The sequence below is a fragment of the Actinomadura rubrobrunea NBRC 15275 genome (genome assembly GCF_001552235.1).
Lineage (GTDB): Bacteria > Actinomycetota > Actinomycetes > Streptosporangiales > Streptosporangiaceae > Spirillospora > Spirillospora viridilutea.
On record NZ_BCQU01000143.1, the window covers coordinates 1 to 10,211 of the forward strand.

The 10,211-nt window shown below is 75.7% G+C and carries 7 protein-coding genes, 1 pseudogene and 2 riboswitches; of the genes and pseudogenes, 5 read left to right on the forward strand and 3 right to left on the reverse strand.

Features of this window, described 5'->3' with window-relative positions:
* Window positions 1-2,489, reverse strand: a 2,489-nt coding sequence (locus AR3_RS27625) for a flippase-like domain-containing protein (protein ID WP_083952153.1), incomplete at its 3' end; no start/stop codon positions are given.
* Window positions 2,490-2,761: 272 nt separating this feature from the next.
* Window positions 2,762-2,857: riboswitch (glycine riboswitch) on the forward strand.
* Window positions 2,858-2,967: riboswitch (glycine riboswitch) on the forward strand.
* Window positions 2,968-3,035: 68 nt separating this feature from the next.
* Between AR3_RS27625 and gcvP the strand changes: the two genes are divergently transcribed.
* Window positions 3,036-5,918 carry an aminomethyl-transferring glycine dehydrogenase gene (gene gcvP / locus AR3_RS27630; RefSeq protein ID WP_067918377.1) on the forward strand — a complete coding sequence of 961 codons (2,883 nt, stop codon included), beginning with the start codon at window positions 3,036-3,038 and terminating at the stop codon, window positions 5,916-5,918.
* Between the two features lie 139 nt (window positions 5,919-6,057).
* A complete protein-coding gene (locus AR3_RS27635) occupies window positions 6,058-7,212 on the forward strand; it encodes a tetratricopeptide repeat protein (protein WP_067918379.1) in 1,155 nt (384 codons plus the stop codon).
* 7 nt (window positions 7,213-7,219) lie between these two features.
* Here AR3_RS27635 and AR3_RS27640 read toward each other — a convergent pair whose 3' ends face one another.
* A complete protein-coding gene (locus AR3_RS27640; RefSeq protein ID WP_067918381.1) occupies window positions 7,220-7,645 on the reverse strand; it encodes a PPOX class F420-dependent oxidoreductase in 426 nt (141 codons plus the stop codon).
* Between the two features lie 43 nt (window positions 7,646-7,688).
* Here AR3_RS27640 and AR3_RS27645 point away from each other — a divergent pair, with 43 nt between their 5' ends.
* The gene (locus tag AR3_RS27645) at window positions 7,689-8,312 is read left to right on the forward strand and encodes an alpha/beta hydrolase family protein (protein ID WP_067918383.1); all 624 of its coding nucleotides are present in this window, start codon (window positions 7,689-7,691) and stop codon (window positions 8,310-8,312) included.
* 151 nt (window positions 8,313-8,463) lie between these two features.
* Here AR3_RS27645 and AR3_RS27650 read toward each other — a convergent pair whose 3' ends face one another.
* Window positions 8,464-8,682: a DUF5999 family protein gene (locus AR3_RS27650; protein ID WP_067918386.1), complete on the reverse strand. Its 219-nt coding sequence runs from the start codon at window positions 8,680-8,682 to the stop codon at window positions 8,464-8,466.
* 270 nt (window positions 8,683-8,952) lie between these two features.
* On the opposite strand from AR3_RS27650, the gene AR3_RS27655 reads away from it, so the two are divergent.
* Window positions 8,953-9,699, forward strand: a complete 747-nt coding sequence (locus tag AR3_RS27655; protein WP_067918388.1) for a (Fe-S)-binding protein — start codon at window positions 8,953-8,955, stop codon at window positions 9,697-9,699.
* Window positions 9,696-10,211: pseudogene (locus AR3_RS27660) on the forward strand (lactate utilization protein); the annotation flags it as partial. The gene AR3_RS27655 and the pseudogene AR3_RS27660, both read left to right, overlap by 4 nt.

Sequence of the window (10,211 nt, forward strand, 5' to 3'; positions counted from 1 at the left end):
ATCGCCTCCTTGCGCTGGAGATAGGCGAAGGCGGCCCAGCCCGGCAGGACGGGCAGCCAGAACGTCAGCAGACGGAACAGCAGCACCGCCGAGGTGGCGGTGTCGGCGGTCAGCCCCGAGATCGTCAACGCCAGGGTCAGGGCGCCCTCGACGGCCCCCAGGCCGCCGGGGGTGGGGGCGGCCGAGCCCAGGGCGTTGCCGGTGAGGAACACCAGGGCGACGGCCGTCCACGGCAGCGACCCGCCGAACGCGCGGACGCACGCGTCCAGGCACACCACGAACCCCGCGGTCAGCAGCAGCGTGCCGCCCAGCCCGGTGACGATCTTCCGGGGGGACTGCACGACGTCCACCAGCCGCGGCACCACGCCGGAGAACATGCCGCGCAGCCGCGCCGCCACGAACCGCCGCGCCTTCGGGACGGTCAGCGCGATCCCGGCCAGGACCGCCAGCCCGAGCAGCACGATCACCACGGTGCGGGACGGGGCCAGGTCCTTGGTGGCGTTGCGGATGGACCCGGTGAGGAACCCGAAGACGATCAGCAGCACGATGTGCGCGACCATGCCCATCAGCTGCGACGCGCCGACGCTGGCGACCGCGGGCCCGGGCCGCACGCCCGACCGCTGCAGGTACCGGGTGTTGAGCGCCACGCCGGTGACGGCGGCGGGCGCGACCAGCTTGACGAACGACGCGGCCAGCTGCACCAGCACGGTGCGGCCCAGCGGGAGCCGTTCGGGGACGAACCCCATCAGCATCAGCGCCGCCGCCAGGTAGGTGACCGCCGCGGCGGCCAGCGCCACCGCCGCCCACCACCACTCGGCGTCGGCGATCAGCGTGGTCAGGTTCACGCTGGACAGCTGCGGCACCACGATGTAGGCGGCCGCGGTGAGCGCGACGATCGACAGCAGCGTCCGGGGCCGGAACCGCTCCAGCCGGACGGGCGCGGCCTCGGTCTCCGGCGTGAGCTGCAGGATCTGCTCCCGGATGCGGGTCAGCAGCTCCCTGTCCTGCCGGACGGCCGCGCGCGTCGCCCGCGACAGCGCCACCCGCTGCAGCAGCGGCACGGCGCCGGCCAGCGTCGCGGCGCCGAGGACGCCCGCGGCGGTGCGGACGGCGCGCTCCGGGCCGACCCGCAGCGCGACGGTGGTGAGCAGCTGCGCCAGGTCGATCCGCAGCGCCAGGTCACCCGCGGCGATCTCCCCGGTGCCCGGCGCGACGATGCGGACGCGGCCGTCGTCGCCGACCAGGATGGCGTCGCCCTCCAGACGGCGGTGCGCCAGCCGGGCGGCCTGCAGCCGCCGCAGCTGCCGCCAGACGTCGTCGAGCAGCTCGTCGGTGATCTCCGCCTCGCGGACGGCGTCAAGGGGGCGCCCGGGCACGTGCTCGTAGGCCAGCAGGGCCGCCTCGGTGCCGACCTCGCAGGCGCCCACCAGCCGCGGGGTGCGCACGCCCGCCGACTCCATGGCGTAGGCCATGAGCGACTCCTGCTCCAGCGAGCGGCGCAGCGAGCGCAGCGCCCGCCGGGTGGAGCCGCCGCGCAGCCGCACCAGCCGCCACACCCGGTACAGCAGCCCGGCGGTCTGCTGGTCGCGGTCCAGGACGGTGACCTGCAGCTGCCAGTCGCCCGGCGGCAGCGCCCGCCCGGTGGCGTCCGCGGGGGCGCCGCCCGGCGAGGGGGCGGTCGCCACGGTGTAGCGGCGCGGCTCGTCGGCGCCGCCGGGCAGCTGGCGGCCGCGGACGGGACGCAGCCCGAGCCGCCCCAGCGCGGCCAGCACGGCGGTGCCCGGCGGCCGCGGGTTGGGGGTGCCGACCGCGTAGAGGGTGCCGTGGCCGATGGCGCTGCCGAGGCAGTACGTGGCGGCCAGCGCCGCCACCGAGGCGGTCGCGGCGGTCAGGCCGGTCAGCGCGGCCAGCGCGATCATCGTCCAGGTGACGGCCTGCCAGCGGGTCCGGCCCGCCATGCCGACGGCGGTGACGAACGCGATGACGGGCGTGATGTCGGTGTGCAGGGGGGCGGTGTCGGTGCCGCCCCAGATGAGCGAGTCCAGCACCCCGCCCGGGGCGGCGGGGACGACCAGGTCGTCCAGCAGGATGGTCAGGATGAACGCGATCACGGCGGCCAGCAGCGCGATCGCCACCCGCACGCCGTCCTTGTGGAACAGCCGCTCGATCGCGAACGCGACCGGCACGGCCAGCACCCCGAAGCTGGACACCAGGGTGGCCAGGGTGAGCAGGAAGCGCGGGGCGTGCGCGGTGCCCTCGGCGATGTCGGTCTGCAGGCCGTGCGTGGTCTGCTGGGCGAACGACACCAGCAGCATGATCCCCGCCAGCCCGACCACCGCGGCGGCGAACCGGATCGCGTCCGACGGCCGCCGGATCCGGTCGGGCCGGGCGGGCTCCTCGACGGGCACGCCGACACCGGCGCCCATGTCCGACGTCGCCGTCTCCCCCTGGGTCTGCGTCACCGCCGCACCGCCGTCCGGACCTGTCATCGTGATCAGCGTTCCAGAACCGGCGGCGGCGCGTCGAGAGACGCGTGCGCCATGGCGCGCGCCGGTCCGCCGCCGGCCGAGAACCCGTGTCGCCCCGCGGGCCGCGGCCGATCACCCCGTGCGTGAGCTGTGGTTATCGTACTGGCAGGTCGCCCGGACGGCTCCCGGTCCGGCGAACGGCGCCGCCGGGCGCCGCTTTCCGCCGCGCGCGGCGGCCCCCGGGGGGCGTCAGACACCCGTCTTTTGGATAGAGTTCCCATAAAGGACGCCGTTGACCCTGTGCGGGAGAGACCCCGCGCCGCCAGCGCGGGGCGCCGAAGGAGCAACCCTCCCCGGAACCTCTCAGGCAAAAGGACCGCTCAGGCGAGGCACCTCTGGAAAGCAGGCGCGCCTCCCGGCGACGGGCGGGAGCGCCTCACCGAAGGGGAAACCCCGTTCCGCGGGCGAAGCTCTCAGGTGCCGAGACAGAGGGGGAGAGCGGGCCGCCGGGCCGCAGCGCGGCGGGCGGCCGGCCCTGAGCGACCGCAGCAGCCCAGGAGGATCCCCATGACCGCCGAGTTCTTCGCCCCGGTGGCGTCCCCGCAGCATCCCCGCACCCGGTTCGCCGACCGGCACGTCGGACCGTCCCCCGACGACCACGCCCGGATGCTGGCGGCCATCGGATACTCCGGCGTCGAGGCCCTGATCGACGACGCGGTGCCCGCCGCGATCCGCACGACCCGCCCGCTGGACCTGCCCCCCGCGCTGAGCGAGTCCGCGGCGCTGGCCCGGCTGCGGGAGCTGGCGAGCCGCAACACCGTGCTCACCTCCATGATCGGCCTGGGCTACTACGGCACGATCACCCCCGGCGTGATCCTGCGGAACGTCCTGGAGAACCCCGGCTGGTACACCGCCTACACCCCGTACCAGCCGGAGATCTCGCAGGGCCGGCTGGAGGCGCTGCTGAACTTCCAGACGATGGTCGGCGACCTGACGGGGCTGCCGGTCGCCAACGCGTCCATGCTCGACGAGGGCACCGCGGCCGCCGAGGCCATGGCGCTCGCGCACCGCGCGTCCAAGCGCAAGGAGCCCGGCGCGTTCCTGGTGGACGCCGACGCGCTGCCGCAGACGATCGAGGTGATCCGCACCCGGGCGGTCCCGCTGGGCATCGACGTGGTCACCGCCGACCTGTCGGACGGGCTGCCCGACGGCGACTTCTTCGGCGTCCTGCTGCAGTACCCGGGCGCGTCCGGCGCCGTCCGCGACCTGGCGCCCGTCACCGCGCAGGCCCACGAACGCGGCGCCCTGGTGGTGGTCGCCGCCGACCTGCTCGCCCTCACGCTGCTGCGCCCGCCCGGCGAGTACGGCGCCGACATCGCGGTCGGCTCGGCGCAGCGGTTCGGGGTGCCCTACGGGTTCGGCGGCCCGCACGCCGGCTACCTGGCCGTGCGCGACGGGCTCCAGCGGCAGCTGCCCGGCCGCCTGGTGGGGGTGTCGGTGGACGCCGACGGCGCCACCGCCTACCGGCTCGCCCTGCAGACCCGCGAGCAGCACATCCGCCGCGAGAAGGCCACCAGCAACATCTGCACCGCCCAGGTGCTGCTCGCCGTGATGGCCGCCATGTACGCGGTGTACCACGGGCCCGAAGGGCTGGCGGCGATCGCCCAGCGCGTGCACCGCCGGGCCGTCGAGCTGGCGTCCGGGCTGCGCGCCGGCGGCGTCGAGGTGGTGCACGAGGCGTTCTTCGACACCGTGCTGGCCCGCGTGCCCGGCCGCGCCGACGAGGTCGTGGCGGCGGCGCTCGAGCGGGGGATCAACCTGCGCCGGGTCGACGCCGACCACGTCGGGATCGCCTGCGACGAGACCACCGCGCCCGAGCACGTCGCCGCCGTGCTGGAGGCGTTCGGCGCCGCGCCCGCGCCCGCCGGCGACCCGGCCGACCGGATCCCCGGCGAGCTGCGCCGCGAGAGCCCGTACCTGACCCACCCGGTGTTCCACGAGCACCGCTCCGAGACGGCGATGCTGCGCTACCTGCGCCGCCTGCAGGACAAGGACATCGCGCTCGACCGGTCGATGATCCCGCTCGGCTCCTGCACGATGAAGCTGAACGCCGCCACCGAGATGGAGCCGATCACCTGGCCGGAGTTCGCGAACATCCACCCGTTCGCGCCGCTCGACCAGGCCGCCGGCTACCTGGAGCTGATCGCCGAGCTGGAGGAGCGGCTCGCCGAGATCACCGGCTACGCCAAGGTGTCGGTGCAGCCGAACGCCGGCTCCCAGGGCGAGCTGGCCGGGCTGCTGGCCATCCGCGGCTACCACGCCTCCCGCGGCGAGGGGCACCGCACCGTGTGCCTCATCCCGTCCTCGGCGCACGGCACCAACGCCGCCAGCGCCGTCATGGCCGGGATGCGGGTCGTGGTCGTCAAGTGCGACGCCGACGGCGACATCGACCTGGACGACCTGCACGCCAAGATCGACAAGCACCGCGCCGAGCTGGCCGCGATCATGGTGACCTACCCGTCCACGCACGGGGTGTTCGAGGAGACCATCACCGAGGTCTGCGCGGCCGTGCACGAGGCCGGCGGCCAGGTGTACGTCGACGGCGCCAACCTCAACGCCCTGGTCGGGCTGGCCCGCCCCGGCGAGTTCGGCTCCGACGTGTCCCACCTCAACCTGCACAAGACGTTCTGCATCCCGCACGGCGGCGGCGGGCCCGGCGTCGGCCCGATCGGCGTGCGCGAGCACCTGGTGCCGTTCCTGCCGAGCCACCCGCTGCGCCCCGAGGCGGGCCCGGGCGAGGGGAGGGGCGCGGGGCCGGTCTCGGCGGCGCCGTGGGGCTCGGCGGGCATCCTGCCGATCTCCTGGACCTACATCGCGATGATGGGCCCGGACGGGCTGCGCGCCGCCACCGAGGGCGCCATCATCGCGGCCAACTACGTGGCCAAGCGGCTCGCGCCGCACTACCCGATCCTCTACACCGGCCGCAACGGCCTGGTCGCGCACGAGTGCATCGCCGACCTCCGCAAGATCACCAAGGAGACCGGGATCACCGCCGAGGACGTGGCCAAGCGGCTGATCGACTACGGCTTCCACGCCCCGACGCTGGCGTTCCCGGTGGCCGGCACGCTGATGATCGAGCCCACCGAGAGCGAGGACCTGGCCGAGCTGGACCGGTTCTGCGACGCCATGATCCAGATCCGCCGGGAGATCCAGCGGGTCGCCGACGGCGTCTACGACCGCGCCGACAACCCGCTCAAGAACGCCCCGCACACCGCCGAGTGCCTCATCACCGAGGACTGGAAGCACCCCTACTCGCGCGAGGAGGCCGCCTACCCGCTGCCGTCGCTGCGCGAGAACAAGTACTGGCCGCCGGTGCGCCGCATCGACCAGGCGTACGGCGACCGGAACCTGGTGTGCGCCTGCCCGCCGCCGGAGGCGTTCGAGGACTGACGTCCGGGGGCTTCGTCGCGCCTCCCGGGCGCCCGGCGCGCGCCGCGGCGCCCGGGAGGCGCGCGAGACGATGATCAAGCATCCCGGTTTCCGTGTCGTCCGCCGGACGCGGCCGGCGGCTCGATAGGCTGAACGGCCTATGAGCGACACCTCGGCCCCGCCCCCCGGTGACACGCCGGAGCAGCTGTGCGAGGAGGCCCGGCGGCTCGCCGAGGACGGCGAGCTCGACCGCGCCGCCGACCTGTTCGAGCGGGTCCTGGCGCTCGGCGACACCCCCGTCCGGGCCCGCGCCGCGCTCGGCCTGGCCGTCGTGCTGGACGACACCGGCGACGTGGCGGGCGCCCGGGACGCCGACCGCCTCGCCATCGCCACCGGCGACCCCGAGTACGGGCCGCGCGCCGCCTACCACCTCGCCCTCACCCACGAACGCGCCGGGGAGTACGAGCTCGCCGGGCCCGCCTGGCAGGTCGTCGTCGACTTCGGCAACCCCGCCTACCTGCCCCCGGCGCACCTGGCGCTGGCGCGGCTGGCCGACGACGCCGGCGAGTTCGACGCCGCCCGCGAGCACTGGGAGGCCGCCATCGCCACCGGCGACCCCGAATACGGGCCGGTGGCCGCCCACGACCTGGCGCAGCGGCTGCTGGAGCGCGGCGAGCCGGCCCGCGCCCAGCGCGTCCTGACCGCGGGCCTGCGCCTGGTGGACCGCGCCGCCGCCCCGCACGCCCACGCGCGGCTGGCTGTGGCGCTCGGCATCGCCTGCCTCGACCAGGCCATCGGCGCGTTCTCCGCGGCGCTGGGCGACGACGACGCCCCCGTCGACGCCGAGGCCGGGGCGCTGGCCATCGAGCTGCTGGCCCGCACCCTGCCGCTGCGCGGACGCGGCGCCGAGAGCCGGGAGGTGTGGCGGCGCGGCCTGGCCGACCCGGGCGTGGCCGCGCAGGTCCGCGCGCGGCTGCGGCGCGACTTCGGCGACGACGAGGACGGCGACCCCGAGAACCTGTGGTGGGAGCCGGTGCTGGAGCAGGCGGTGGCCGACGGCACCCTGCCCGCCGTGGCCGGCGAGGCGTTCGGCGCCCTGGACCACATGTACTCCCTGCTGGCCGTGCGGTACGCCGACGAGCCGCGCGAGGAGCGGCCCGGCGAGATCCGCGAGCTGCTCGGCAGGGCCATCCGCGTCCCCAGCGACTACGCCTGGGGGCCGCTGCTGCACGAGAGCTTCGCCGAACGCCTGCGGGTGGCCATGGGCGCTCCCGCCCCGATGCCGCCTCCCGAAGGCCCGGACGCCGCCGTGTGACCGGCGCTCACTCCGCGATGTCCTTCTCGGCGATCACCTTGGTGGGGCGGACGCGGACCAGGACCTCGCCGGGGCCTCCGTTGCGGGCGCCGAACTCCTCGGCGCGGTCCTCGCCCATGTAGCGGCCGCCGATCACGGTGGCCCAGCGGCGCAGCTCGGCCGGGTCCTCCGACAACGCGGCCTCGCCTCGTATGAGCACGAACGAGTACGGCGGGGTCTGGTCGTCCACGCAGACGGACACGCGCGGGTCGCGGCGCAGGGCGCGGGCCTTGAGGCTCTCGCCGCCGGTGGTGAACACCAGGTCGTCGCCGTCCAGGACGAACCAGATCGGCGTCACATGGGGCGCGCCGTCCTGCCGGACCACCGCGACCTTGCCCGTGCGGGTGCCCTCCGACACGAACGCGCGCCATTCGCTGTCGCTCATCTTCGCCATGGCCCCACCCTTCCCCGGAGGACGGGCCCGCTACCGTGGGCGCATGCGGATCGACACGGCGCAGGGCCCGGCGGAGGTCGCCGTCGACGACGTCGACGACCCCGCGTTCCTGCTGGTGCTGACGCACGGCTCCAACGGCGGCGTGGACGCCGCCGACCTGCTGGCCGTCCGCGAGGCCGCGCTGGGCTTCGGCGGGGCGGTCGCGCGGGTGCTGCAGCCGTTCCGGGCCGCGGGACGGCGCGCGCCGGGCTCGCCGGTCCGCCAGGACGCCGCCTGGCTGGAGGTGATCGCGGCGCTGCGGGACCGCTTCGGGGACGTGCCGCTCGTCCAGGGCGGACGCAGCAACGGCGCCCGCGTGGCCTGCCGCACCGCGCGGGCGGCGGGCGCGGTCGGCGTGGTGGCGCTGGCGTTCCCGCTGGTCCCGCCGGGCAGGCCCGACCGGTCGCGGGCGGACGAGCTGCGCTCGGCCGGGGTGGAGGTGCTGGTCGTCAACGGCGACCGGGACCCGTTCGGCGTGCCGGACCGGGCGGACGCGACCGAGGTCGTCGTCCTGCCGGGGGAGCGGCACGACCTGGACAGGAACCCGGCGGCCGTCGGCGCGGCCGTGGAGCCGTGGCTGCGCCGCTGGACGGCGCGCGCCCCCGCGCCGGGCGGCGGCGCGCGCTGATCACAGCGGCCGGCCCCCGGCCCGGGACGGGCCGTGCGGGGCCGGGAACGGCCGGGTGGAGCGGACGTCGGCGCGGCGGGCGCCGCCCCCGAAAGTGATCACCCCGTCGGTGCTGGTCCCCTCGTGGAGAGCCTTCCCCCGTGGCGACCGGTCAGGCGGCGGACGGCGCGGGCGCGGGGCGCGCCGGGACGTCCGTCGGCCTGTGCGGTGCGATGACACCCCCGTCGGGCAGCAGCTCGCCGGTGTCCTCGAAGAGCACGACGCCGTTGCACAGCAGGCTCCACCCCTGCTCGGGGTGATGGACGATCGCCCGGGCCGCTTCGCGGTCAGGGGCGTCGGCGGACGGACAGGGCGGCTGGTGCGGGCACATCTGCGTGCCTCCGGTCTCGACGACTGATGTGGGTTTGCTTGTGTTTGACGTCACCCAGTGTGGAACGGTTCGACCGGCCCGGGCCATAGCCCGAAGGGACGATTGTCGAGTGGTACCCGAGGACGGTCTGGGGTGTGATGGGACTCACTCGATCGTGCCGGTCTTCCCCCGCGGCCCCCATCGGCCACCAGGCGAGCGGCGACTTTGCCCCGAACGGAGCCGCCGCGGCCCTTACGATGGCCCGGGGGCCAGGGGGAGGTGAGGCCGCAGATGCGCGTCGCGTTGTTCGTCGCGTGTTTCAACGACGCGCTGTTCCCCGGCACCGGCCGGGCCGTGACCGCCCTGCTGGAGCGCTTGGGCCACGAGGTGGTCTTCCCGCCGGACCAGACCTGCTGCGGCCAGATGCACTGGACCACCGGGTACCGCCGCGAAGCCGCCGATCTGGCGCGCCGGTTCGCCCGGGTCTTCCGAGACTACGACGCGGTGGTCACTCCGGCGGCGTCCTGCGCCGCCACGGTGCGCGCCTCCTACGCCCGCATCGCCCGCGCCGACGGCGACGACGACCTGGCGCGCGCCGCCGAGGGGCTGGCCGTGCACGAGCTGTCGGAGTTCCTGGTGGACGTGCTGGGCGTCACCGACGTCGGCGCCTACTTCCCCCATCGCGTGGCCTACCACCCGACCTGCCACTCGCTGCGGACGCTGGAGCTGGGCGACCGTCCGCTGCGGCTGCTGCGGGCGGTGAAGGGGCTGGAGCTGGTCGACATGCCCGCGGCGGAGGAGTGCTGCGGGTTCGGCGGGACGTTCGCGATGAAGAACGCCGACGTGTCGGTGGCGATGGTGGCCGACAAGGTCCGGCACGTCCGCTCCACCGGCGCCGACGTGCTGTGCGCCGCCGACAACGCCTGCCTGGCCCACATCGGCGGGGCGCTGTCGCGGCTGCGCGGCGGCGTCCGCGTCATGCATCTGGCCGAGATCCTGGCCGCCACCGGCTCCCCGGCCGCGGCGGTGCGGGCATGAGCGGCGACTCGTCCGTCGGGGGGAGGGCCTCCTCCTCGGGGGCGGCGCCCGCGCCCATGCCCAAGTTCGCCGTGGCGGCGCGCGGCGCGCTGGCCGACACGGCGCTGCGCCGCGACCTGCGGGCCGTCACGGGGGAGCTGCGCCGGCGCCGCGAGGCCGCCGTGGGCGAGCTGGGCGACTGGGAGGAGCTGCGCGAGGCCGGACGCGCCATCCGCGACGAGACCCTGCTCAACCTCGACGCCCACCTGGAGCGGCTGGAGAAGTCGGTCACCGAGGCGGGCGGCACCGTGCACTGGGCCGCCGACGCCGCCGAGGCCGCCCGGCTGGTCACCGGCCTGGTCACGGCGACCGGGCACGGCGAGGCGGTGACGGCGGCCGTGCCCGCCGCCCGCGAGATCGGCCTGTACGAGGCCCTGGCCGAGGCGGGGGTGACCGCGCATCCCACCGACCTGGCCGAGCTGGTCGCCCGGCTGGACGGCGGCCCGGCCCCCGCCGATCCCGCGCCCCCGGCG

Bases quoted from the DNA above. Each gene is read 5' to 3' on its own strand.
- gcvP (WP_067918377.1), top strand. From the start codon at position 3,036: ATGACCGCCGAGTTCTTCGCCCCGGTGGCGTCCCCGCAGCATCCCCGC.
- AR3_RS27635 (WP_067918379.1), top strand. From the start codon at position 6,058: ATGAGCGACACCTCGGCCCCGCCCCCCGGTGACACGCCGGAGCAGCTG.
- AR3_RS27640 (WP_067918381.1), bottom strand. From the start codon at position 7,645: ATGGCGAAGATGAGCGACAGCGAATGGCGCGCGTTCGTGTCGGAGGGC.
- AR3_RS27645 (WP_067918383.1), top strand. From the start codon at position 7,689: ATGCGGATCGACACGGCGCAGGGCCCGGCGGAGGTCGCCGTCGACGAC.
- AR3_RS27650 (WP_067918386.1), bottom strand. From the start codon at position 8,682: ATGTGCCCGCACCAGCCGCCCTGTCCGTCCGCCGACGCCCCTGACCGC.
- AR3_RS27655 (WP_067918388.1), top strand. From the start codon at position 8,953: ATGCGCGTCGCGTTGTTCGTCGCGTGTTTCAACGACGCGCTGTTCCCC.